The organism is Pedobacter sp. WC2501 (genome assembly GCF_052682415.1).
The window spans coordinates 4,090,597-4,115,392 of sequence record NZ_JBQZFI010000001.1; the positions used below are offsets into that span (position 1 = coordinate 4,090,597).

Consider the following 24,796-nt stretch of genomic DNA (forward strand, 5'->3'; position numbering starts at 1 on the left):
TTTTTTTCTCAACCGTTCACCCATTTCAGTTAAAGTTGCGTCTTAAGGAAAACCACTTATAAAACTTTAACTGTTATGAAAAAGAATCTTACCCGAACGGGTCGGCTTTGCTTGCCAATTGTTTTTGTGCTGCTTTTTACACTGGTGATGGGCGCTCAATCCCAGGCTACAGGTAAAATCAGCATGGAAGGCAAAAATATCACCTTTGTATCGGTATTTAAGCACATTAAAGCGCAAACCGGACTTACGGTTTTCTATAGCAATAAAATTCTGAATGATTCGGAGAAAATTAACGTCAGCTTTAAGCAGGCCGAACTGGATGAAGTGCTGAATGTCAGCCTGAAAGGTAAAGGACTCAACTGGACAATTAAAGAAAATTACATCATCTTGCAAAAGGCTGCTGCGAAGCCAACGCCTGAACCGCGCATACCGGCAGCAGTGACCAACCCTAAAGCGGAAGATAAAACCGGGCTAATCACTGATGAGAATGGTTCACCTATCCCCGGAGTAGGTATAAAAATAAAAGGAAGCAGTAGCGGAGGAACGGTCAGCGATCAGAATGGCCGCTATAAAATTAATGCTAATACAGGTGATATCCTGGTTTTTTCTTATGTGGGTTATACACCACAGGAAATACCAGTAGGAACGGATAACCAGATTAATGTGAAATTACTGCCCCTGAATGAGAATTTAAATGAGGTGGTCGTGGTAGGTTATGGTGTTCAGAAGAAAGTAAATTTAACAGGTGCGGTTTCGCAGGTTTCAGGTAAAGACCTTGCCGCCCGACCTGCCGGGCAAACATCAGCTGCACTGCAAGGTATGGCACCCGGGGTAACGGTAAGACAAAGTTCGGGCAGGCCGGGTGGTGATGCCGGCACCATCAGGATTAGGGGTATTGGAACACTCAGTGATCCCAATCCGCTAGTGATGATCGACGGGATTGAAGGCAGTATGAATAATATCGACCCGAACCTGATCGAATCCATCTCCATCCTTAAGGATGCTGCATCTGCCTCTATTTATGGTTCAAGGGCAGCAAACGGTGTGATTCTGGTGACTACAAAAAGAGCCGCTGCTGATCAGGTCAGCGTTTCCTATAATAATTATATTGGCTGGCAAGAGCCGACCAATATGCCTGACCTGGTGGATGCGCTTGACCATATGCTCTTAACCAATGAGGCTTATGTCAACACAGGGCGTACACCCTTATATTCGGATGCACTTATTCAGAAATACCGGGAACAAGATGGCCTCAGCACTGATCTGTACCCAAATACCGACTGGCAGAAAGAAACCTTAACTGGATCTGGCTTGCAGCAAAGTCACTTTCTAACCATACAGGGCGGTACACAAAAAGTAAAACTATTAGGTTCATTCGGATTGCTTGACCAGAAAGGGATTATCGAAAACTCAGGCTTCAAAAGATATACCATTAGGAGTAATGCGGACATTGCTTTTTCTGATAAGTTGAAGGCCAGAATAGATCTTCAGTATGTGAATGCCATCACCACTGATCCTTCAGCAACTTCTGATGCCATTTTTCAGTGGATGAACAGCATACCAGCCAATCAGATCGGGGTGAACCAAAGCGGCCAGTGGGGTGTGGGATGGAATGGATTCAATCCCATTTCAGCCGGTAAAGACGGGGGGACCAACCGCACCAATGCGCCTTTTGGCAGCATTAACGCAGCGCTGAATTATAAGCCTGTTGAATGGCTAGAAATGGAAGCCGTTTATTCGCCAAAATATGCCTTGTCTTCGTCTAAAAATTTCCGGAAAGCCATCCAGTCTTATTTACCCAATGGTGCTACCAGTTATCTAACGCCTGCACTCAGTTCATTAACGCAATACAACAGTCAGTCTTTTTTTAACAATATGCGTGCAACGGTAACGGCTTCCAAGACTTTTGGTGATCATAATCTTAAATTACTGGCCGGTGCATCAAGGGAAGACTATTTTAACCAATGGACCAACGCTTACCGCGATACCTACATTTTACCGGATTACCAAGTGTTAAATGCCGGTTCTGCCCAGAACCAGCAAGCTACAGGCAGTGAAGAAGAATGGGCGCTGCAATCGCTATTCAGCAGATTTAACTACGTATATAAAAATAAATATCTCCTGGAGCTGAATGCCCGTTACGATGGTTCTTCCCGTTTTTCGGCTGGTAATAAATACGGGTTTTTCCCTTCTGCTTCTGCAGGCTGGCGCATTTCAGAAGAAAATTTTATGGCCGGCTTAAAAAATGTAATCAGTGAGGCTAAACTTCGTGTGTCGTGGGGTAAACTGGGTAATCAAAACATCGGTACCTATCCATCCATTACCACTATTTTGCTGGAGTCTTATACGCTAGGAAAGCAGATTGTGAATACGGCGGCTTTGAATGCCCTTGCCAACAAGCTCATTTCATGGGAAAGCACTGAAGAAAAAAATATTGGTTTAGACCTTACCCTCTTTAAGAACCTGAACATCACTGCAGATTATTACCGGAGAAGAACGAGCGACATTCTGCTACCACTTGATATCCCCTTAATTGTGGGATTTGAAAAACCTTATCAAAATGCCGGTGTAGTGGATAATATTGGCTGGGAGCTGGGGCTTGCTTACCGGGGTAAACTGAATGAATTTAATTACAATGTGAGTTTTAATATCTCCGATGTAAAAAATAAGATCGTTGACATGCGCGGAATCAATCAGACAGGTTTAACTGTAAACCGAGAGGGTTATCCCATCGCCTCACTTTTTGGTTACCAGGCAGATGGATTGTTTGCTTCTGATGCGGAGGTGGCTGCACATGCCAAACAGTTTGGATCAGTTAAGGCAGGTGATATCCGCTATGTTGACCAAAACGGCGACAATATCATTAACGAATCGGATAAGATTGTGATGGGCAGCACCATTCCACGCTATACTTTTGCCACCAATCTTGGTGGTTCATACAAAGGTTTTGATTTTTCAGTGCTAATCCAGGGGGTGGGCAAGGCCAATGGTTACCTGGCTGGTCCTGGTATTTTACCTTTTAATGTGGGCGGAGTTGTCGGTGGAACCATCCGCGAAGACAATAAAGACCGCTGGACACCTGACAATCCAAATGCCGCTTACCCAAGGCTGGCCTTTGGCGAAACCAATAATGAACAGGTGTCTACCTATTTCCTGAAAGATGCATCCTATGTGAGGATAAAAAATGTTCAGGTAGGTTATACATTTCCGGTAAGCATTGCGCAGAAGGTCGCTTTGAAAAGGCTCAGAGTTTTTGCAAATGGCTCAAACCTGAGCTCATTCGATCGCTTTTGGCAGGGATATGATGTAGAAGCGCCCGTAGGAGCCGGAAACATCTATCCGCAGGTAAAGGTTTACAGTTTTGGTTTAGAAGCATCTTTTTAACTTGATACAAATGAAAAATAAAATATACTGTTCGATTATTGTTTTTTTATTAGTGGGATTATCCTCCTGTCAGAAAAATTATCTGGATAAAACGCCTTTAAGTGGCCCTACTGATGAAACCTATTTCAGCAACCAGGATGAGCTGGTGCTGGCGGTGAATGGTTTATACCGTTATGCCAATTACGCTCCGTTGGATAACATGCCGTTGAACCTGCTCCTGGATAACGGTACAGATATAGGCTGGGACCGCAATAATAGTCCGCTGCAGAGTTTAGGGAAAGGAAACCAAGACAGCAATAATGGCCTCGCGATCAGCGTATGGACAGAAGCCTATAGGGTAATTGCAAAATGTAATTTCATCCTTGATAATATTGATAAGGTTAAGGATAAATCTACTGTTGCCATCTATAACCGTTCAAAGGCTGAAGCACGTTTTGTAAGGGCCTATACGTACCAATATCTTATTGATTATTTTGGCAGTGTGCCGCTCATTACCAATGTGCTCACAATCGAAACTGCCCAGGTAGCCAAAACACCAAAGGCAGACATTGTTGAATTCGTACTAAAAGAGCTAACAGAATCGGCGGTTGATTTACCGGTGAGTTATGCCGCTGCCGATTCAGGGCGGGCCACAAAAGGTACTGCCTTGGCTTTTAAAGCCAGAACGGCATTAAATAACGCCAAATGGGCAGAGGCTGCAGAAGCTGCAAAGGCCGTGATGGATTTGAAAATATATAGTTTACACAACAACTACGGAACATTGTTTTCTTATGCCGGGCAAAATTCTCCTGAAATTATCTGGGCCTTTCAATTCCTGAAGGCATCCAGAACCAAAACACATTCAACTCCAAATAATCTGCTCTCCAGAAACGGACTGGGTTTTACCAACAAAGTTCCATCTCAATCGCTGGTAGATGTATACCCATGCACCGATGGACTCAACATTGATCAGTCGCCGCTTTATGATCCGAAATTACCTTATAAAAACAGAGACCCAAGGCTTACCTTTACCATTGCAGTGCCAGGTTCTATTTTTTATAATTACCAGTTTGAAACCCATCGCGACAGTGTAAAATGCTGGAATTATAATACCACTCCCGCCACGCGCGTTGATAACCAGGATGCCCTGAATGCCTTTGCCACTTTTACGGGCTATTGCTGGAAAAAATATGTGGATCTGGATGATAAGGCCGACCGTAGTAATTCGGAGATAAATATAATCCAGATCAGATATGCTGAAATACTGTTAATTTATGCCGAAGCCAAAAATGAACTCGGCCAGCTTGATCAGTCTGCCTATGATGCCATTAACCAGGTGAGAACCAGGGCCAGCGTAAATATGCCCGTGATTTCTACAGGACAAAGCACCATATCATTCAGGAGCCTGGTGCGTAAGGAACGTTTGTATGAACTTGCTATGGAAGGGCTCAGGTTGTCTGACCTGAGAAGATGGCGCATTGCAGATAAAGCCATGACAGGCAATTTTTATGGCAGGGTACAAAGAGGGTTATTGGCTGGTCCGCCACAGATCGATGAAAACGGCCTGGCCAATTATAACAATGTGGCCAACCGGGCAGATCTAAGGATTATCGAAACGCGGGTATTTGATACCGGCAGAGATTATCTTTGGCCAATTCCAAACATTGAAACCGTGACCAACCCGAAACTGATTCAAAACCCCAAATATTAATGATGAACAGAAAAATTGTATTCACCTTCTTCGTACTACTGATCAATTTGAACAGCCTGAAGGCGCAGCATAAATTATATAAAAGTTATGATGTTTGTGTTTACGGCGCTACTTCAGCAGGGGTGGTGGCCGCCTATACGGCTGCGCAATATGGTAAATCAGTCTTGCTGATTGAGCCTGGAAAACATGTGGGAGGAATGAGTTCCGGCGGATTGGGTTTAACCGATATCGGGAATAAATATGCCATCAGTGGCCTGGCGCTTGATTTTTACAGGCGGATCGGTCAGCATTACGGAAAATTTGAGCAATGGATTTTTGAACCCCATGTGGCTGAAGATATTTTTAATGCATACCTTAAAAAAGCAAAGGTGCCGGTGTTATATCAAAACCGTGTTACATCGGTTAAAAAGCAGGGAAATGTGATTACCGAAATTCTGCTGGAATCACCTGACCAGCATTCGGTTGGCAGTGTAAAAGCCAAAGTGTTTATCGATTGCTCCTATGAAGGCGATTTAATGGCCAGAGCGGGCGTTTCTTACATGGTAGGGAGAGAGGCCAATACCGAATATGGTGAAACTTTTAACGGGGTTCAGCTGACTAACGGTCATCAGCTTCCGGATGGGATTGATCCTTACAAAGTTAAAGGTGATGCGAAAAGCGGTTTGCTCTGGGGCATCTCCAATGGCCAGCTGGCAGCAAAAGGAAGTGGCGATAAGAAGGTTCAGGCATACAATTACAGGATCTGCCTCAGCAAAGATCCCAAGAACCGGATCCCGATCACCAAGCCTGCCAATTATCAGCCCGAGCACTACGAACTGCTGATTCGCCAGATGGAAAAAAGAACCTGGAAATCTTTGCAGGATGTTTTCATCTGGAGCAGGATGCCTAACCAGAAAACGGACATTAATAATAGGAACGGATTTTCAACAGATATGATCGGCATGAACTGGGATTATCCGGATGCAAATTACCGGAAGCGACAGGAAATATGGTCGGCCCACACCGATTATACCAAGGGTTTACTCTACTTTGTGGGCCATGACCCGCGCATTCCGGAACACATCCGGGCAGAGATGAATGAGTGGGGATATCCGAAGGATGAGTACAAGGATAATCAAAATTGGACACACCAGCTTTACATACGCGAAGCCAGAAGAATGAAGGGTGCGCTGGTGATGACCCAGCACCATTGCCAAGGCCAGGAGCTTGTTCAAGATGGCATCGGTATGGCGGCTTATACTATGGATTCTCATAACTGTGAACGGCTGGTGGTAAATGGAATGGTTAAAAATGAAGGCAACGTAGAAGAAGGTGGTTTTGACCCTTACCCGATTGCCTACCGTGCTATTACCCCGAAAGAAGCAGAGGCAGCCAACCTTTTAGTGCCCGTATGTCTTTCTGCCACACATATTGCCTATGGTTCCATTCGCATGGAGCCGGTATTTATGGTATTGGGGCAGTCAGCGGCCCTTGCTGCGGTAAAGGCAATAGATGGAAAATCATCAGTTCAGCAAATTGATGTAGTCAGCCTCCAGCGTCAGTTGAAGGAAAATCCGCTGGCTGATGGTAGTGCTGCAGATATATTGATCGATAACAGTGATTCATCCAGGGTGAAGATGGCTGGGAATTGGTTAGTGCAAAAGAGGGGTGGTTACGGGCCAGACTATTACTTGTCTGACGGAAAAACCGACAGTAGCAGTTTCATCCGCTATTATCCCGATCAGCATATTAAAGGCCGTTATGAAATCTATACCTATTATGCCAAGCTTCCAGAAAGAAATGCTGTGACCAATGTAAAAGTATTTGATGGGAAAAGGCTCCAGGAAGTTACCATAAAGGATAACGAAGTTAACGTAGTAGGGCAAACCTCCGGCGAATGGGTGAAGCTGGGCGATTACACTTTTTCAGGAACCGGAAAGCCATACATGGAGATTACCGGCAAGGGGAAAAAGGTAGCGGCAGATGCGGTGCTGCTTGTTGCGACTTCTAAATAAAGTCCGGTTAAATATGGATAGCAAAGGATGCATTCGTGCGGCTTTTGTTATTCACTATACTACATTATTCAAAAATACTTTATATTGATGGTTGAATGTGAATAAACTTCAAGCAGAAATTATAAACTTTTCTAAAAGCTTGCCATTATATTGGCAAGCCTTTAAGTTTGAAAATTAAAATGAACGCTGCTCACCCTGCCAGCCGGTCGTGCGTAAAAACTGCTCCCAGTTCATACTGTTTTTATTTACCCGTCGGCTCCATAGCCAGTCGCGGTCTTTTTGGAAATAACCATAGTCTACTGCATATTCTGCCATGCCCAGAATTTCCCTGACCAAAAGTTCATTATCGCCGAATTCTGGGAAATGATGCAACATTTCCATACGTGTAAATGCGGAGCGGTAAACCGCTTTCTTTCCTGTCACCCTGGTAAAAGTATCTACCATTTCCTGGGGAGAGAGGAAATCGCCGATCACAGGCAGGGACTTTCCGAAATATTGCTGTGGATGAGAAAAAATCTCCAATACAGCCGGCCCCGTGGCGGTTAGTGGATCTACAAATGGCGCACGGAAGTTTCCGGGCAGATAAATAGGAAACACTAAGGTATCGCCCTCTATACGGGGAAGGTAAAACTCCATCAGGTTGGTGTAGAAAAAGGCCATGTAGATAAAGGAGCTTTTAATAGGAAGCGTACGGATATAAGCTTCAATTTTTGCCTTGTTGGTAAAATGAGGCGCAAATTTCTGCCCTTCCGATATTTTTTCAACATTTTCCAGGCTACTAAAAATAAGGTGTTGCACGCCTGCAGCTACGGCCGCATCGGCAAGCTGTATGCCAAGTTCCATTTCGTGATTTTGCGGAGGAGCAATGCCCGGTGTCATCATGAAAACACCATGCGCCCCCTGGAAGGCTGCTTTAAAATCTTTTTGATGGCCCAGATCAAGGGGCAGTTTAATGAGTTCAGCCCCTAAAGCGGTCAAACGCTGTGCCTCCGGCGAATCCACCCTGCGGGTGATTCCACGCACACGATATTTTCCGCTTTCCAATAGCGTCCGCGCAGCACTCAGTCCTTGTTTCCCCAATACTCCAACGATGGTAATCAGGGGCTTATCCTGATGTTTCATTGCCTCGTTTACATTTAAATATGATTCCATGAGCTGTGATATGATTAACTATAAAAATTATAGTTGCAAAAGTATTTTGAGGAAGGTAGATTTGCAATAACTATCCAAAACGATAGGTTTAAAAATAATCCCATGAAAACAGAATGTATTGCTGATGTGATTAAATTAGAAGGAAAAATTTATCCCTGTACGGTAAGCCTGGCAATGGATTTAATAGGGGGTAAGTGGAAAGCAGTTATTCTTTATCACCTGAAAGATGGTGAAAAACGTTACCACGAACTTCGGAAAGCGGTACCCCACATTACTGAAATGACTTTAAGTTTGCAGTTAAAACAGCTGGAGAAAGATGGCCTGGTATCCAGGCAGGTATACGGCCAAAAACCACCCGTTAAGGTGATTTACAGCCTGACCGATTTTGGAAAAACATTTTTGCCGGTATTAGACAGCATTACAACATGGGGCAATCGGATTGCATCCGAAAAGGGTGAATTTGTTACTTCATTATAGATTTTTAGCGATGGAGTACATATCTAATTTCGGCTTAAGCCATTAGTTTTGCAAATTGGTGGTCAGAAGACTTCGAAAGAATACAAAAGATCCGGATAGCATCCGGGGAATTTATCCTTATGTTTTTTCAAATGGGATAATTTATAAGTATTTTTGCTTGTAGCAAAAAATATTTATGAGCACTCCGCAAAAACTAAAGCACCAGCAAATACAGTACATTGAATTTCTTTCCAGCGACCTTGAAAAAGTTAAAGCCTTTTATACAGCGGCTTTTGGATGGGTTTTTACTGATTACGGGCCTGAATACACCGCTTTTGAAGGTGATTTTGTGGATGGAGGTTTTACCATTGGAGCGCCATTGAAAGGAAGCATTCTTATTGTTCTTTATTCGCAGGATTTAGAAGGGACAAGAACAAATGTGATCAATGCAGGTGGCGTAATTTCAAAAGAAATCTTCGCTTTCCCGGGTGGGCGGAGGTTCCAGTTTCTTGATCCGGACGGTTATGAGCTTGCGGTGTGGTCGCTGTAAGGGTGGGCAGAAAGTTGAAAACCTTACATGGTGTATACCCTCATGCTATTGACCTTGAATAAAACAAAAGATAAAATTATCGTGAAAAAGACACTTTTAGTTATTGCCTTATGCCTGTTTTCAATACTTCTGAACGCACAGAGCCTTTACCCTGAAAAGTTTGAAGACTGCAAACTGTCCGAATTCTGCCTAGATTGCGGAAATCCACAGGCGCAACCTCCTAAGAATGTCTTTCAGAATATCCTGCGTGGTATCGGCGAAAAAAAACTTGCGACGCTTAAAGGTACGCTGGAAATGCAAATCCTGATCAATATGGAAGGCAAACCCTGCCTGTTAAGCATCGATAACAAGACCAACATGAGGTCAGCTGAACTCGGCATTAAGCAATCGGTCAATGCTACTGAAAACTGGACGCCTGCAATAGACGGTACGAAAAAGGAGAACAGCTCTGTATCCCTCATTATGGAATTCGAGGGTGGGAAATTTAGGGCAAAACGCAGGACATTTAACTTTACAAACCAATCCAATATGAAAGCCACCGGTACTCCCGACCGGAAGGGAAGTGAACGGGCAGCGCTTAGTGAGCGCTGGAAAGTGTTTACCCAAGGCAACTCAGAACTGCCCTGGGATATGAGCAGGGCTGTGGCAGCTGATTTAAAGGGCGATATCTGGATCGGAACGGATAACGGGATTGTGAAGATATCAGGTGGTAATTGGCAGCACTTTAATTCTGGAAATACCGTTATTTCTGCTACGCAGTACAATAAGGCTCAGACTGTGTCGGTTCGGAACATGGCGGTTGATCAAAAAGACAATAAGTGGTTTGTGATCGGCTATGATGTTTACCGCTATGATAACCAGGTTTGGACCAAATTCGATTCACTGAACTCACCCATTAACTGGGCAAGAAATATCGTAGTCGACCCTAAGGGAAATATCCTTTTCACCTCTTGGGATGGAGTAGCCAGGTTTGATGGCAGCAAATGGAGCGTGATGAACAAAAAGAACTCTAAGTTGCCATCTGATAGGGTTATGGGCGTGTTTGTGGACAGTAAAGACCGCACATGGATCGGTACTTTCGAGGGAAACGTCGTTATTGAAAAAGGTAAAACTACGGCCTTAAGCGATCAGTCATCACCGCTTTCTAAGGCTTACATTTCCAAGATGTGGGAAGATAAAAAAGGCAATCTCTGGTTTTCGCTATATAATGAAAAAGGCGTTGGAGCAGGAATGTACATCCTATCTCCCGAAGGAAAATGGCAGCGTTTATGGAGCGATGTCCCAACAATGTTTGCCGGAAACAGCATCAATGATTTCTTTTTGGACGAAGAAAAAAATACATTATGGCTCAGCCAGAACAATATAGGCATCATCAGATATGACATAGCAGGCAAAAAGACAGAAGTATATACCACCGAAAATTCTAATATTCCCAGTGTCAATATCGAGCAGATCACAAAGGGCGTAGATGGAACCATCTGGGCGGCAACCTTTGCCGGAATAATCAAAACAGAGTTAAAATAAGTACATTGTATACTGTCCAGATAAAGTTTATGCTTATATGTGGTAATGATTGTGCAAGCTATTAACACAATCATTATAAGTCAGTTAAATTAATGTGTTTTTTCACTAAAAGATTACCTGTCAAGCCATTTTTTAAATTCCGACACCTTGTTTTACTGATCAAGATCACCTCATCGGGCTCTGGCGAGACCACAATTTTCAGCTGGTTTTTGCCATCGTTATAAATGGTTTTGATAGCGTTATGGCTGATGATAAACTGCCTGTTTGCAAGGTAAAAGATCTTTCCGTCAAGATGTTTCATCAGTTCATTTTTCCGGAATATGTAGAAGGAAAAAGAAAAAACTTTAAATGCCCTGACAAACAGTTGTCATGAGCTCCTGATATCTTCGTTGCACATTTAAAATAACTAGCAATGAATTTAATATCCACCCGCATCATTACCACCCAGGTAGAAACACTCATCAATTTTTACGAACAGGTAACAGGTTTAAAGGCCACCAGGTACACGCCTGATTTTGCCGAGTTAAAAACCCCAGGCGCAACCCTGGCCATTGGGAGCATACGCACTTTACAATTTTTTGGTGGTGACAGTGTTGCCCAGCCTGCACAGAACCGTAGCATGATTATCGAATTCAGGGTTGATAATGTGCTGCAGCATTTCGAACAATTAGCAGTTTCTTTAAAAAGCGCAATCGTACAGGAACCTACTATCATGCCCTGGGGCAATCAATCTTTATTATTAAGAGATCCTGATGGTAATCTGGTGAATCTTTTTACTCCGGTAACGCCCGAAGCTATAGAAAAGTTTAAGGGTAATTAAACCCGATATGATCAGCCGACTATTTTCAGGTTAAATGATATGTTTCCAGGAAATAAAAAGGGCTGCCCGATCATTTTCGAACAGCCCTTTGTTTTTTTTAAATTCCTGGCCTTATAATATAATATTAAAACGGATACGAATAGAGTGTGGGGCTACTTTTAGTATCCTTTGCAACACTATAACTACCATATCCATAACCAAGATTGCGGTTTGTTAGGTTATAAACAATAAAATCGAAAGTCATATCCGAAGGCACTCTAAACGATACAAATCCATTAGCGTCTGTTATCCCTTTAAGTGTTGAGGAATTAATCACATCAAAAATATTACCCGAATTAAGTTTAATATCATTAACTGGATAAGCAACCACACCAACGTTTTTTAAGGGAGTTCTGTAATCGATATTGGATATCAGTGTAAGGTTTAGAAAGCCTGAAAAATCAGAAACTTTAGTGTTCTTTTTTTTATCTGTTTCAGCAACAACCTGAACAAATTCATTGGTACGATACCTCAAACTATTAACAATTACAGTATCTGCAGTTATAAGGTAATTTTTAGGTAAAAGGTCAGAGAAATAAGCTACGCCGTCCTGATCTGTAGTTATCGTACCAATTAATGCATTTGGAGCCGGGTAGCTTGTATTTAAACTCATTTGTGCATCATATAAGGAAACTTTAATACCAGCTAAACCTTTCCCTGCATCATCTACAAGTTTATAACTCAATTTGCCTGAGTTTACTCCATCAACTAATTTAACATTGGTAATCTTCTTACAGGAGAGTGCCAAAATAAACAGCCCGAAAAGGACCATAATTTTACATTTCATATGCTATAAAATAAGCGCGGTTAAGATCAAACTATTATTGATAGATAGTCATTAAATAGTTAACCGTAGCATCTTTTTGTACCGATACGCCATTATTATAATTGTAAGAAGCATTGGTAACCGTATTATAAAGGTACACTAAGTACTGCTTATTCGAAGGGATCTTGAAATTGATCAAACCAGCATCGTTGGTAACTCCCGAAAAATCGGCAACTTTTAAATTGGCAGCGGTAGTTGACGCATAATTGAATTTATTTGACGGAATCATAATCACCCCTATATTTTTTAAAGGCTGATTATTATTATAAGATCTAACCGAAAGCGCAAATGTTCCTGAATAGTCAGTTACCTTTGTTTCCTTAGCTTTAACAGCACCAGTACGCACCTGAACATACTCTTGAACCAGATAAGCTACATTGTTAACTTTCGCAGAATCGGCAACAAGCAAGTAATTGTTTGGATTAAGGTCCCCAAAGTCAGCCAAACCGTTTGGGTCTGTTAAACGGGTTTCTAACAGGATGTTGTAGTTTGAATAATAAGTATCCGTGCGGTCAAATAAAGATACTTTTACATTTGCCAATCCTTTTCCGGCATCGTCAGTTAGCCTATAGGTAAGTTTTCCGCTGGTTGAAAGTGTAACATCAACGTTAGTAGTTTTTTTGCAGGCGGCGAAAGCTGCAACAAGAAGAATTAAGAGGGTTAATTTTGATTTCATATACATATTTATTTTGGGCGCAAATATAGAATAATGATTCAGCACTCATTAACTATTTTTATTAAATTAACGACATCATCAATACTGATTTGATAATCAGTGGAGTTAGGAATTATGTATAAAATTAAATGCCTCAATTTAAATGAAATGTATCTCCATTCTTGGATGAAATATAAAATTATCAGTTAAATACTAGGCAATCTGCGGCAACCTTTGTCGGGTTAAATGTATTAATGGGCTTTTTATTTAGAAATTACCTGTCAAGCCATTTTTTAAATTCCGACACCTTGTTTTTACTGATCAATATTATTTCATCGGGCTCTGGCGAGGCCACAATTTTAAGTTGGTTTTTGCCATAGATATAAATGGTTTTGATAGCGTTAAGACTAATAATAAATTGCCTGTTTGCACGGTAAAAGGTATCTCCGTCAAGCTGTTTCATTAACTCATCAAGACTTAATGCGGTGGAGTACTTTTTACCATTGTGCGTAATGATATTAACAGCAGCACCATCGAAAAAGAAAAAGGCGATCTCAGTGATATCAAGGTGGATCAGCTCGTCTTTTAAATACGTAATCATCCTTTTACGGGCAGTTTCCTTATCTGGATTTAATGAAACTACAGCATTTTCCTGTTGCAGTTTGGCCAACTGTTCATTTAAGCTGCCCAAAGTGTTCACTTTTTCATTTAAGGTACTGATCTCTAAGGAAACCGATTTTTCATACCGTCCATAAATCTGCCTGATCAGCATTAAACAGCTGCCGATGATAATGACTGCAGTGGTAAAAAAACAAATGATAAACTGTGTGTAAAGGCTCGATAGTTCTGCCTGTAGTACTTCGATATTGGCATGTGCCGCCACGATCCAGTCGCTGCCCTTAACCGGATAAATATTTACGATCTCTGAGCTCCTGTTTTTCGCTTCGGGGAAACTCCGTGTACCACCCAGGCTTTTCTGTTGCGCAATGGCTTCATTAAAAGGTATTGCTCCATTTCGGGACTGAAGTATAGAATTGCCCTGCGCTATTTTCTGGCCGATGAGTGCCGGATTGGGGTGACAAAGTTCGATTCCGTTTTTATCATACATACAAATAAACTCACCTTGGGTATCGGTATTTTCTATGCTTTGCTGCAGGTTGCGGATCACCTTTTGCTGCGCAAGTCCGCTTTGCAACTGTTGTTCGAGCAAACGTCCGATTTCCCTGCTTTCCCTCGCACCCGATTCCAATTTGCTGGTCCATAACTTTTCGGCAGCACTGTTATAAAGGTAACGGAAAGAAAAGTAACTGATCAGTGTTACCATAATGCTTACGGTAAGAAAAAGTAGCAGGTGTAATCGTCCTTTTAACATAGGGTTGGTTAAAAATCGCCAGACTAATTTAGCTCGATTTTAGGGGTCAAGGTCTTAAAAAGATCGGACTATTCAAAGCGGTTTATTCGCCTTTAAGGCTAAAATTATCCCTCTCATAGGATTGTAATTGTATATTGAGTGCTTTGAAAGCTAATTTTGAGCAGATTAAAAAAATAATCCATGAAACTCAAATTCAAAATCATACTCGGCATCCTCAGCCTGGTATTGCTGGCGCAGCTGATCAGGCCAGAGGAATTATATTCAGCAAAAGCACAGCAAGTTAAAAGGCTGGCAGGTGTACCCGAAGAAGTAGCAAAAGTATTGGAAACTTCCTGTTTCGATTGCCACTCCTCCCAAACCAGCTGGCGTTGGTTTGACCGGCTCACGCCTGTTAATTTTTTGGTGGCGTCGCACATCCGTGATGGCAGGAAAGTGCTCGATTTTTCACAGTGGGATTCGCTCGCTACCCCGCAACGTAATGCCATGTTGTATTTCGCCTTAAACGGGATGCTTTCAAAAGAAATGCCTTTAAGCAGTTATACTGCACTGCATCCTGCGGCAAAGTTAGATCAGAAAGATATAGATCTGCTAAGGGCTTATCTGTTAAATAATGCCGTAAGTAAACCCGCCAGTATAGAAAGCAATTCGAAGGGAGCAGCGCAACCATCTGTTATGGAAGTGAAAAGATCGCCAAACGGCATAACTTACCTACCGAATTACCGAAACTGGAAAGCAATAAGCACTACGGAGCGTTTCGACAATGGCACCATCCGCATCATTTTTGGCAACCCTATAGCGGTTAAAGCCATACATGAGGGAAAAACCAACCCATGGCCGGATGGAACCATTTTTGCCAAAACCGCATGGAAACAGGAGCAAAGCAAGGATGGAAGCGTTTATGCAGGCCAATTTGTTCAGGTGGAGTTTATGATTAAAGATGTTAAGCAGTATGTCGGTACAAAAGGCTGGGGCTGGGCGCGGTGGAAAGGGGAAAACCTTTTGCCTTATGGTAAAACGGTGAAATTTGATTCAGAATGTATCAGTTGCCACAGGCCAGAACGTGATCACGATTATGTATTTACCACACCGCTTGATATCAGGGACTTAAACAAAAAAATAAGATGAGATTAACATTCACCGCAGGGCTATTTCCCCTTATGATATTATTGATGACGGGCTGTAAGCCAAACACAGTTGATCGGATCAATCATGGAGCTTCGATAACAAGTATTTCCAGACTTCCTGAAAATCCTTTAGAAATGATACCAATGGCTGTTAGCCTGCAGCTGCAAGCAAAAACAATGTCGACGCTTTATGGCAACGGCATTGCCGCAAAACGTTTAAAGGATGGTGCAGACTATGCTTCCGGTTCAGTACTTTATCTGGTTACCTGGAAAGGAAAAGCTGATCCGGATTGGTTTGGCGCCCGTATTCCGGATCGCGTAATGGCCATAGAACGTATTTCGTTTGATCAGAACGGACAAAAGAGCTATACTTTTTTTAAAGGACCGGCCTGGAATTCTGGTTTAGCCCTGAAAAAGGAGGATAGGCTGGCCATCATTCTTTCCATACCAGTTGCCAAATCGCCTTAATTATTAAGATTTTCATTGTTCATGTGATGTAATATCATAGTCCTTGTGAATATGATAGTAAAGGTAGAATAATGCACCTTTAACAAGCGATCTTTACTTTTTTAGTCTTTTCCTGATGCTAACCTAACCGACGAACTCCATTGCCAGGTGAAACCTGTTGTAATTGCCAAAACGATTGATTCCAAAGCGAATTGACCTTCACTTGCCAGGTTGGATACAAAAGGGCCTTTGTGCAATACTACATAAAACAAGGGCATTAACAATTGATAATTAACGGTTACTACAAGTAAAGCGAATAGTAATAATCTTAACCATTTAACAGGAGCAAGTTGATTCAATATTAACATTGCCATTGCTATAGAAGCCAAAACAGGCTCGATAAAACTAATGTATGCAGGTATTAAAACATCGGAGCCATAGGGTAATTTACACCATTCGCCAGTTGGTGTCAGGTATGAAATCTTTTCCATTACCGGTTTCCAGGCTGCCACCATGAGTGGATTAATTGCAAACATAAATACAGCTGCCAGGGCGATGGCTGCTAAAAATTTATAGAGCAGGTTATTTAGCTTTGGCGCAGTAAAGACAACCAATCCACATATTATGGCTATTGTGAGTAGTTTGGGGATGTTATTGATCAGCATAAAGCCCAGCGAGTTCGTGCAGTATCCGTCCATAAACGCCCCCCTAAAAAGAGATTCTGTCAACATCGCATCAATCAGAAACAGGATCGCCCATTTTTTCACAAAAGAACCATTAACTTTCTTATCCGCCAGGTGCCAGAAAAACAGTAGCCCAAACACCGAAAATATACGGATAACGAATTTGTATGGCGTGGTAATAACCGACAGTTCGGGAAAGGGAACATTCATCTCCTGAAGCATTATCACATGAACACTTAATGAAAGAATAGTGCTTAGGATTATTCCAATTGTTAACTTTAGCCAGTTAGCATTTGCCTGTGGTAGCATAAGATTTTGAGATATTTTTAAACCAGCCCGTCTATTGTAATTACTGCCTTCCCAATAAATTTACCGTCGGGTACCTCGGTATAAGCTTTTTTAAATGAATGGAAAGGGTATACCTTACTTGCTACAATGGCCATTCCGTTCTCTGCATAACCCGAAAGAGCAGCCAGATATTCGGGAGCTGGTTTAAGCATGAGTAGTTTATATTTCTTATTGGAAAATAAGTTGATAAAAAAGGAGCTGAGAATTTCTTTTGGCCCGGGGGCAGTATGTACATAAGCAGATGAATGCTTCATGATTTTCTTTGCTTTGGTATAAGGCATTTTACCTGAAAGGTCGATAACAACATCATATTGTTTGTTTCCATTCAAAACATCTTCGCTGCGGTAATTGATTACAAAATCCGAACTCCAGTCTTTAACCGCCTTAATCCCGCTATCACTGGCTACGGTGGTAACAATGGCACCCTTTATTTTTGCGATTTGAGTCGCGAACATGCCTATACCGCCTGAAGCGCCATTGATCAGAATTTCGCTGCCTTTTTTCACTTCCACCAAAGTGTTAAATATCTGCAACGCGGCAGAACCTACGACCGGCATGGCCGCAGCCTGTTCAAACGAAATATTTGAGGGCTTTATAGCTATATCTTTCTCGGAGGCAACAATATATTCAGCAAGGGCTTCACCTTTAAACACATCCAATATTCCAAACACTTCATTACCTTTTTGATATTGAGTTACCGATGAGCCAGTCTGTTCCACAATGCCCGAAAAATCAATACCGATGCCTCTTGGGAATTTACTGCCCGACATTAGTTTCATTTCCCCATTGCGTATTTTCCAGTCCAGCGGATTAATGGATACCGCTTTAACTTTGATCAAAACGGTATTTTCCTGCACAGCAGGGATAGGTAAGTCTGCTATTTGCAATACTTCCGGCCCTCCGAATTTCGAATAAATTATTTTTTTCATTTTGTTCTGTTGATGTTACCGCTAAACATCCCTTCTTTAAATACTACGGCATTACGACTTACCACATCTGCGAACTCATGAAACTGTACCCGGGGTTTCAGTCCACCAATTTAAGGGCGAATAAATAGCTGTAAAGCCCAAGCTAAATCTCAATTAAAAGTCGCCCTGAACTTAACCGGTGATTGCCTGGTTTTCGCTTTAAACAACTTACTAAAAGAGGGTGAATGTTCAAAGCCTAATTCATAAGCGATTTCGCTTACCGACAAATTTGTGGTCGACAGCTTCTCTTTGCCTTCCTGATCAGTTTATCATGAATATGTTGCTGCGTGCTCTGCCCGGTTAAAACCTTAAGCAGGCTGCTCAAATACTTCGGCGAAAGGTTAAGTTGTCCGGCAAGATAAGCCACCGTAGGTAAACCTTTTGAGATCAGATCTTCACCGTTAAAATAATCGGTCAGCAACTTCTCCACCCGTTCCAATACCTGGTGGTTCGTCTTTTCACGGGTGATAAACTGGCGGTGATAATACCGGTCCGCATAATTCAGCATAGCTTCGATATGGGAAACAATAATACGCTTGCTGAATTTATCAATATTCGCTTCATATTCCTGCAAAATGTTCTGTATGATTTTGTTGATGATGGTTTCCTCTTTTTCTGACAGAAACAGGGCTTCTTTTAAAGAATAGTCCCAGAAATCATATTGACTGATCGTTTTGGCCAAAGGTGTATTCCAAAAGAAATCAGGATGGACATAGATCACCCATCCTGATTTTTCAATTTTCTTCCCTACATCATAGGCACCAATACTAAACACCTGGTTAGGCGACATAAAAGACATGATGCCGTCATTAAAGTCAAACGGATGCTGCCCGTATTTCAAGGAGACATTACTCATTCTTTTAACGGAAATGGAATAAAAATCCATCACCATGTTTACCGGCTCATGTCGAGCCGATTGAGGAACAGCCCCCACATCAAGCACGCTGATCAGCGGATGATGCGGTGCCGGCAAATTCAAATACCTGTGAAATTCTCCTATCGCTTTAAAATGCTTCATACCAAATTTATTTCCTGATCTCCAATACCAGCTTACCACGCACATGCCAGGTTTCACTCTCCCGATGGGCCTCGGCTGCCTGTTCAAATGGGAATACCTTATCGATGAAAACCTGCACCTTAGCTTCATCGATCAGCGCAGCCATTTCTGTTAACCATTCCTGCCGTGCCTGGTTTGGAGCCAGTTCCGCTTTTACCTTTTTATTGTTAACCACTGCTATCATTTCGTTATTGAACTTAAAGTCGGTATTCACACTAACAAATATCCCCCCTTCACGCAATACGCTCAGCGCTTTGATCCGCTCCACGTTATCGCGGACAGGCGAAGCCTCCAAAACCACATCAATGTCCTGCAACAGCTCTTCAAACTTTTGGGTCTTGTAATCGATCACTTCATCCGCCCCAAGCTGCCTCACATAATCCAAGTTAGCGGTAGATGCCATCCCGATCACATAAGCCCCTTTGGCTTTCGCGAATTGTACAGCGAAACTTCCAACCCCACCTGATGCACCCTGGATTAAGACCCGTTGCCCGGGCTGCAATTTACCATGCTCAAACATCCCCGTCCATCCCGTAAGCGCCGCCAGAGGAACAGCCGATGCCTGGTTAAAGTTAAGGCTTTTAGGTTTAAGCGCGAACCGCGATGCTTTGGCAACACAATATTCCGCATAACTCCCATCTCCCGGAAAATCAGGCACACCATATACCTCGTCACCTTTACCAAAGACCATAACATCGCTACCCACATCCTCAACGATCCCTGCCGCATCCCAACCCAAAGTGATCGGTAATTTAAGGAACGACCGTAAACTCTGGTTCGTACCATTGCGGATCGCCCAATCAACCGGGTTCACACCACTGGCATATACTTTAATTAAAATTTCATCGGCTGCCGGAACCGGACGTTCTGTTTCCTCTATCTTCATGACCTCCGGTCCGCCAGATTCATTGATCCTTATCGCTTTCATTTTATCTGATATTTATACCAAAGTACCACAGAAAGTAACGTCATTATTTAGCCAAAGTACGCTTTGTCTTATCCAGAAGTCAGGATGCAACCGGGGATACCTTAATTTATACCATTTGATCAGCGTGCATTGATCAATGCGCACACGTATATTTTCAATGGCTCCTGCGTTCCCCTTACCAGGAAAATGTATCCCGATGACGAAGCCACCGTTTTTCTTTATAATCTTTGCTGATTTAAAATGGTTTGCAACATGGTTAACTGTTTAACTTATCAAATCCATGCGCTTCTGCATATGCAATTGTTTTCTTTACTTCTTCGGATAGTGCCATTGGATTATTTTCAATGTGTACTATTTAAACTGTCCGAAAGTAGGAATGATATCAGACAGCAGGATTTGCATAAGCTTTCCGCCATCTTCGCTTTCCCATCTGTCCGTCAATTCGGTAATTAACTGGTTGATCACGTTGGTGCGAACACCGTGCTTTTCCCAGGTCGCCCTGGCGACATCATCGGCGATCTCTGTTGGAGAACCTCCGGCGTCTATAACTACCTGCACATCAAAACCTTCTTCTACCATTGAAATCGATGGATACACGATGCAAACATCATTGGTCAGCCCGGCCATAATAACGTTCTTACGTCCATTCGCTGCTATTAAAACCGCGTCTTTGTAATTCTGATCATCCCAGGCATTGGTGATTCCGCTTCTTTTTACTCTGTTCGCATATTCTTCCGGCAATATTTCCTGTAATTCGGGTACTAATTGCCCCTGCATATGGTCTTCCATGCTCGTGGTTAGCACAATAGGCATACCAAGCGCCTTGCCGATCTTAGCCAATGCTTTAGCGCGGCTGATGATCATTTCCTTTGGCCGGTTGGTAGCCATGGTAATCGTTCCTACCTGGTGATCGATCAGTAAAATGATCGTGTCGTCTTTTTTAAAATGCTTCATGGTTCGTTTAGGTTTGAATGGGAAACAAATACGTTACTTTTTGTCGAGGTAGTCTGGCGGGTATACGATTTGCCCATGTTTTTCCGCAATGGCCTGCAATTTTTTTACAGCATCCGGTGTCATTGGCGGCGGTGGAAGAAATTCACCGGCAGCTACCGGTTCACCTATTTCTTCAAAAAACACCTCTAAACCGGCCGGGACAACTGTACAAAGCAGGTGCGCTAACCTATCACTTACGTTTTTAAAGTAGTGCACTACACCGCCTTCAGGTATGACCACAAATGAACCCTTTGTCGCGGTGTAAGATCCGGCTTCAGAATGAACTTCTACCTCGCCATCAACGATATAGAAAGATTCGTAAAAATTGGCATGAGAATGAGGTCCCGGTCCGCTTTGCGGAGGGATCAGCATGTCGATAGTAGCAAATGCACCATTGGTTTGCTTGCCCGAGACTAATACTCGATAGTTATCGCCTACGATCGATAATATTTCCCCACCTTTAGGATCAACGGTTATCGGCAAAGGATGTGAATTGTCCATAGTTATACTGTTTAAATATTCGTGATGTATCTATTTTCAAATTTAGCTAAAGCACAAAGCATAGCCTATAAAAAACAATAGTCGAAAAAGTCGCTATAGGCTGCATTTTTAAAAAAATAGTCCGATCAATCGCAAATCGATACTTTGATTTAGTATATTTAATGGAGTCATTTTTCCTGCTACCAAAACGACACTATTTATTTTATAATGGTAAAACCTGAAAGTTTTAAATCCGTAGAATTTGAATTTCAAGTCATAAAAAATTATCATTTTCTGACTGCTTTCGCCAAACATTTCGGTACGATTGTGGAAGGAGACAAAGTACATCTGCCCCAATGGTTGGGAGAGGGGTACATCCAACATATCAGCCTGGATGGCATGGCCCTGTTTATTCATAACTATAAATTAAATTATGATCTTGTACTCAAGCGGCAGGCTATTGCAAACACCGAAAGTATAACGCTAAAATTTGACCGGTCTAAATTCTTATCAAAATACAGTCAACAACAACACGATCCTTTCTTTCTTGAATTGACAGGATTTGAAGTGGAGATTGGAACGTGTAACTTCAATACTGAACTAAAGATGCCTGCAGACAAACAAATCAACTTTCTGATTATAGGCACTTCGCGTAGCTACCTGACTGGCTTACTCAACAGCGAAAGTCGCGCTACAATTTCGGATCTGGTTAAAACCCAACCGTCATTTGTTATTTATGATGTTATTCTTCCCGAAATGGATCATGTTATAAAGGAGATCATCAGGATCAATAGCGCTACGGAACTGCCGATGTTACTTTATAAGACAAGAGCACAGGAATTGATTTATCATCTCTTTAAAAACTTATCTAAACGCCCCGTCATGGCCCCGGTAAATGTTAAACAGGGAGACGCCGAAAAGATTTATCTAGTCCGTTTGGCAATACTTAAGAATTTGAATAGTTGTCCGCTGCTTCCCGAACTTGCTAATCTGTCAGGTTTAGGTTTAACAAAATTGCAAAAGCTTTTCGTGCAGATCTTTGGACAAAGCATTCATCAATACTATCAGGCCATGAGAATGATCCAGGCAGCGAGCCTTCTTAGCAGCCTGTCTGTATCTGAAACTGCTTATAAACTGGGTTTTACCAACCTTAGCCATTTTACCAGGGTATTTGAACATCATCATCAACTAAAGCCTAAACAGTTTAAAAGCCGTTTGCTAAGCGAATCTGTTTCATAATTGTAGTTCTTGTGATCTGTTCAATGGGCTTCATTTAATGGGCATGATGACATTGGGCAAAAAAAAGAATTGCTCTGATAGGTCATCAATATTTACCGACTGCGTAACCGCAGACAACAAGGGCAGGAGCAGGGAATTGGTGCACTCCACTACCAAAGTAGGGTAGAATCAATTCATTAAAATACATCATTCATGCACGCTACAATTTTGGAATTATTTGCTGAAAAATCCTTTTGCAAAAAACTGATTAACAAAATCATCAAATTGCTTTTTGTAACTCCTGCCTACGGGAACCATAAATTGACCCAGGAGTATTTCGTTGTGATTCGCAGCAGTGACAGCATTTGGGTTGATCAGGAAAGAACGGTGGATCCTAACAAATCCATTATGTCTTAAAGTTGTTTCCAGGTCAGAAATGGAGGTTTTCAAAACCGTCAGGTTGTCATTGGCAAGAATAACCTTCACATCATTTCCACTGCTCTCAAAATAAAGAATTTCATCTATTTTTATCTTCCTGTTAAATCCCTCTGTCTTGAAGACAATAAAATCTTCAGGGATTTTTTCCATACTTCTTAATATTCGTTGAACCGATCTAAAGAATCTTTCAAAAGTGATGGGCTTCAGTAAATAATCTACGGCTTCAAGTTCGAATCCGTCTATGGCATATTCGCGAAATGCGGTAGTAAATATTGTTGCGGGTCTTTTATGGAGGGATTTTAGAAATTCTATCCCGTTGAGGTCAGGCATCTGGATGTCAAGGAACATCAGGTCTACTTCGTGATTCTGTAACAGCTTATAGGCTTCAAGCGCATTTTTTCCCTTGGCAACAAGCTTCAGGTCCTCAATTTTAGAAATGTGATTTTCTAAAAGGTTAACGGCTAAAGGTTCATCGTCTATGATAATACAATTAATCATGATTTCCAGGGATTATTATTTCGATTGCAAACCAATTGCTTTTATCGGTTATTTTCATTGAATATTGATCAGGATAATAGGACTGGAGCTGTTTCTCTATGTTTTTCAGTCCTATGCCTGTTTTTTCTCTCTTACCAAAATCTTTTTTAAATGCTGAATTTTCAACTTTAAAAACAGAATGGTCGTGTCCGGTTACTACCGAAATACGAATATCGATATTTCCGCTTGTTTTTTCTGCCCCATGTTTAAAGGCGTTTTCAACTAGCGACAAATACAACAGGGGAGGAACGAAGTTAGGAAATTTAATATTTTCAAATTGGGTAATATGTAAACGTTCATCATATCGCAGCTTTTCCAGTTCAATGTAGGCATCAATTATGCTAAGTTCATCTGAGATCATCACCAGCCGCTGCTGTCCTTTGTACAAAACATAGTCCAGGATGTCGGAAAGCCGGCTGATCGATTCTGAAGTATAGCTGGAATTTACGATAGACAAGGAGTAAATGTTGTTCAGTGTGTTGAAGAGGACGTGGGGATTTAGCTGTGATTTCAAGGCTTTCAATTCGAGTTCAGCTTTCTCTTTTTGAAGTTGTACCGTATTTTGTTTCTCGCTGTTGTAACGTAAAATATACATCACCGAGATAAATATAAATGCGCCTGATAAGAACGGAATAATATAACAGATCAGGAGGTATTCTATGTCCGTCAGGATCTCTATGATACTATTCTTTGGATAATTGGCGAAAAAAGGTTCAGCTAAATGTACAATGAAGATGCGGTTTAATACCCCTAATACATAGGTAGCCGACAGTAGATAAACCGAAAACAGAATGTATTTTTTATGGTCGAAATATTTCCGTATCAGAACGTAATATATAAAATTGGAACCGGCTATTTGAAATATGAGGTGGCAAAGGCCGTAATAAAAAAACTCTCTAAATTCAGACTCTCCAGATTCACTGTAGTTCCTGGCGGTGCCAAATATGAATAAAGCCAACCAAAATATAGTTTGATAGCCTATTTCTTTTTCTATTCTCGCGTTCAGCAGCTTATTCACAATACCCCAAAAATAGAAATTAAGTAGTTCTTATCGGGAAACATATTTAAACTACAGGTATCGGGTGGCCAACACCATGTTCTGGTATTTAAATA

The 24,796-nt window shown here is 41.8% G+C and carries 24 protein-coding genes; 10 read left to right on the top strand and 14 right to left on the bottom strand.

Annotated features, from left to right (window positions below; translation table 11 throughout):
- Positions 1-75: 75 nt before the first annotated feature.
- From ACUN24_RS17225 to ACUN24_RS17235, 3 genes are read left to right on the top strand one after another with little or no spacing between them, the layout of a single operon-like run.
- Positions 76-3,384, top strand: coding sequence for a TonB-dependent receptor (locus tag ACUN24_RS17225; protein ID WP_445563620.1), 3,309 nt, complete (start codon positions 76-78; stop codon positions 3,382-3,384).
- A gap of 10 nt (positions 3,385-3,394) precedes the next feature.
- Positions 3,395-5,074 carry a RagB/SusD family nutrient uptake outer membrane protein gene (locus ACUN24_RS17230; protein ID WP_445563621.1) on the top strand — a complete coding sequence of 560 codons (1,680 nt, stop codon included), beginning with the start codon at positions 3,395-3,397 and terminating at the stop codon, positions 5,072-5,074.
- Positions 5,074-7,068, top strand: coding sequence for an FAD-dependent oxidoreductase (locus ACUN24_RS17235; RefSeq protein WP_445563622.1), 1,995 nt, complete (start codon positions 5,074-5,076; stop codon positions 7,066-7,068). The genes ACUN24_RS17230 and ACUN24_RS17235 overlap by 1 nt, the downstream gene beginning before the upstream one ends.
- 174 nt (positions 7,069-7,242) lie before the next feature.
- Here the strand turns inward: ACUN24_RS17235 and ACUN24_RS17240 are convergent, their stop codons facing one another.
- Positions 7,243-8,220, bottom strand: coding sequence for an NmrA/HSCARG family protein (locus ACUN24_RS17240; protein ID WP_445563623.1), 978 nt, complete (start codon positions 8,218-8,220; stop codon positions 7,243-7,245).
- A gap of 102 nt (positions 8,221-8,322) precedes the next feature.
- Here ACUN24_RS17240 and ACUN24_RS17245 point away from each other — a divergent pair, with 102 nt between their 5' ends.
- The 3 genes from ACUN24_RS17245 to ACUN24_RS17255 all read left to right on the top strand — a co-directional run bounded on the left by ACUN24_RS17245 (position 8,323) and on the right by ACUN24_RS17255 (position 10,750).
- The gene (locus tag ACUN24_RS17245; RefSeq protein ID WP_445563624.1) at positions 8,323-8,697 is read left to right on the top strand and encodes a winged helix-turn-helix transcriptional regulator; all 375 of its coding nucleotides are present in this window, start codon (positions 8,323-8,325) and stop codon (positions 8,695-8,697) included.
- 175 nt (positions 8,698-8,872) lie between these two features.
- Entirely contained in the window at positions 8,873-9,226 is a 354-nt protein-coding gene (locus ACUN24_RS17250) for a VOC family protein (RefSeq protein ID WP_445563625.1), read from the top strand.
- Positions 9,227-9,307: 81 nt separating this feature from the next.
- A complete protein-coding gene (locus tag ACUN24_RS17255; protein ID WP_445563626.1) occupies positions 9,308-10,750 on the top strand; it encodes a ligand-binding sensor domain-containing protein in 1,443 nt (480 codons plus the stop codon).
- Positions 10,751-10,823: 73 nt separating this feature from the next.
- On the opposite strand, the gene ACUN24_RS17260 is transcribed toward ACUN24_RS17255, so the two are convergent.
- A complete protein-coding gene (locus ACUN24_RS17260) occupies positions 10,824-11,051 on the bottom strand; it encodes a LytTR family transcriptional regulator DNA-binding domain-containing protein (RefSeq protein ID WP_445563627.1) in 228 nt (75 codons plus the stop codon).
- Between the two features lie 111 nt (positions 11,052-11,162).
- Here ACUN24_RS17260 and ACUN24_RS17265 point away from each other — a divergent pair, with 111 nt between their 5' ends.
- Positions 11,163-11,570: a VOC family protein gene (locus tag ACUN24_RS17265; protein ID WP_445563628.1), complete on the top strand. Its 408-nt coding sequence runs from the start codon at positions 11,163-11,165 to the stop codon at positions 11,568-11,570.
- A gap of 124 nt (positions 11,571-11,694) precedes the next feature.
- Here the strand turns inward: ACUN24_RS17265 and ACUN24_RS17270 are convergent, their stop codons facing one another.
- The 3 genes from ACUN24_RS17270 to ACUN24_RS17280 form a co-directional block, all read right to left on the bottom strand.
- Complete coding sequence (locus ACUN24_RS17270; RefSeq protein ID WP_445563629.1) at positions 11,695-12,396, bottom strand: hypothetical protein; 702 nt, start codon at positions 12,394-12,396, stop codon at positions 11,695-11,697.
- A 34-nt stretch (positions 12,397-12,430) separates the two neighbouring features.
- On the bottom strand, positions 12,431-13,111 hold the full coding sequence (locus tag ACUN24_RS17275) for a hypothetical protein (protein ID WP_445563630.1): 681 nt from the start codon (positions 13,109-13,111) through the stop codon (positions 12,431-12,433).
- A 253-nt stretch (positions 13,112-13,364) separates the two neighbouring features.
- Positions 13,365-14,462, bottom strand: a complete 1,098-nt coding sequence (locus tag ACUN24_RS17280) for a LytTR family transcriptional regulator DNA-binding domain-containing protein (protein ID WP_445563631.1) — start codon at positions 14,460-14,462, stop codon at positions 13,365-13,367.
- Positions 14,463-14,642: 180 nt separating this feature from the next.
- On the opposite strand from ACUN24_RS17280, the gene ACUN24_RS17285 reads away from it, so the two are divergent.
- Together ACUN24_RS17285 and ACUN24_RS17290 are read left to right on the top strand one after the other, a co-directional pair.
- Positions 14,643-15,587 (top strand): cytochrome P460 family protein, encoded by a 945-nt coding sequence (locus ACUN24_RS17285; RefSeq protein WP_445563632.1) that lies wholly within the window; start codon positions 14,643-14,645, stop codon positions 15,585-15,587.
- Positions 15,584-16,054, top strand: a complete 471-nt coding sequence (locus ACUN24_RS17290) for a hypothetical protein (RefSeq protein ID WP_445563633.1) — start codon at positions 15,584-15,586, stop codon at positions 16,052-16,054. Before ACUN24_RS17285 ends, ACUN24_RS17290 begins: the two co-directional genes overlap by 4 nt.
- Positions 16,055-16,155: 101 nt before the next feature.
- On the opposite strand, the gene ACUN24_RS17295 is transcribed toward ACUN24_RS17290, so the two are convergent.
- From ACUN24_RS17295 to ACUN24_RS17325, 7 genes are all read right to left on the bottom strand, one after another.
- On the bottom strand, positions 16,156-17,025 hold the full coding sequence (locus tag ACUN24_RS17295; RefSeq protein WP_445563634.1) for a hypothetical protein: 870 nt from the start codon (positions 17,023-17,025) through the stop codon (positions 16,156-16,158).
- A gap of 17 nt (positions 17,026-17,042) precedes the next feature.
- On the bottom strand, positions 17,043-17,993 hold the full coding sequence (locus ACUN24_RS17300; RefSeq protein ID WP_445563635.1) for an NAD(P)-dependent alcohol dehydrogenase: 951 nt from the start codon (positions 17,991-17,993) through the stop codon (positions 17,043-17,045).
- Between the two features lie 149 nt (positions 17,994-18,142).
- The gene (locus ACUN24_RS17305; protein WP_445563636.1) at positions 18,143-18,259 is read right to left on the bottom strand and encodes a helix-turn-helix domain-containing protein; all 117 of its coding nucleotides are present in this window, start codon (positions 18,257-18,259) and stop codon (positions 18,143-18,145) included.
- On the bottom strand, positions 18,250-19,050 hold the full coding sequence (locus ACUN24_RS17310) for a helix-turn-helix domain-containing protein (protein ID WP_445563637.1): 801 nt from the start codon (positions 19,048-19,050) through the stop codon (positions 18,250-18,252). The genes ACUN24_RS17305 and ACUN24_RS17310 overlap by 10 nt, the downstream gene beginning before the upstream one ends.
- A gap of 7 nt (positions 19,051-19,057) precedes the next feature.
- Positions 19,058-20,017 (bottom strand): NADP-dependent oxidoreductase, encoded by a 960-nt coding sequence (locus ACUN24_RS17315; RefSeq protein WP_445563638.1) that lies wholly within the window; start codon positions 20,015-20,017, stop codon positions 19,058-19,060.
- A gap of 351 nt (positions 20,018-20,368) precedes the next feature.
- Positions 20,369-20,971 carry an isochorismatase family protein gene (locus tag ACUN24_RS17320; RefSeq protein WP_445563639.1) on the bottom strand — a complete coding sequence of 201 codons (603 nt, stop codon included), beginning with the start codon at positions 20,969-20,971 and terminating at the stop codon, positions 20,369-20,371.
- Between the two features lie 33 nt (positions 20,972-21,004).
- Entirely contained in the window at positions 21,005-21,511 is a 507-nt protein-coding gene (locus tag ACUN24_RS17325; RefSeq protein ID WP_445563640.1) for a cupin domain-containing protein, read from the bottom strand.
- Positions 21,512-21,817: 306 nt separating this feature from the next.
- On the opposite strand from ACUN24_RS17325, the gene ACUN24_RS17330 reads away from it, so the two are divergent.
- Entirely contained in the window at positions 21,818-22,729 is a 912-nt protein-coding gene (locus tag ACUN24_RS17330; protein WP_445563641.1) for a helix-turn-helix domain-containing protein, read from the top strand.
- A gap of 213 nt (positions 22,730-22,942) precedes the next feature.
- Here the strand turns inward: ACUN24_RS17330 and ACUN24_RS17335 are convergent, their stop codons facing one another.
- Together ACUN24_RS17335 and ACUN24_RS17340 are read right to left on the bottom strand one after the other, a co-directional pair.
- A complete protein-coding gene (locus ACUN24_RS17335; RefSeq protein WP_445563642.1) occupies positions 22,943-23,644 on the bottom strand; it encodes a LytR/AlgR family response regulator transcription factor in 702 nt (233 codons plus the stop codon).
- A complete protein-coding gene (locus ACUN24_RS17340; RefSeq protein ID WP_445563643.1) occupies positions 23,637-24,641 on the bottom strand; it encodes a sensor histidine kinase in 1,005 nt (334 codons plus the stop codon). Before ACUN24_RS17340 ends, ACUN24_RS17335 begins: the two co-directional genes overlap by 8 nt.
- Between the last annotated feature and the right edge of the window lie 155 nt (positions 24,642-24,796).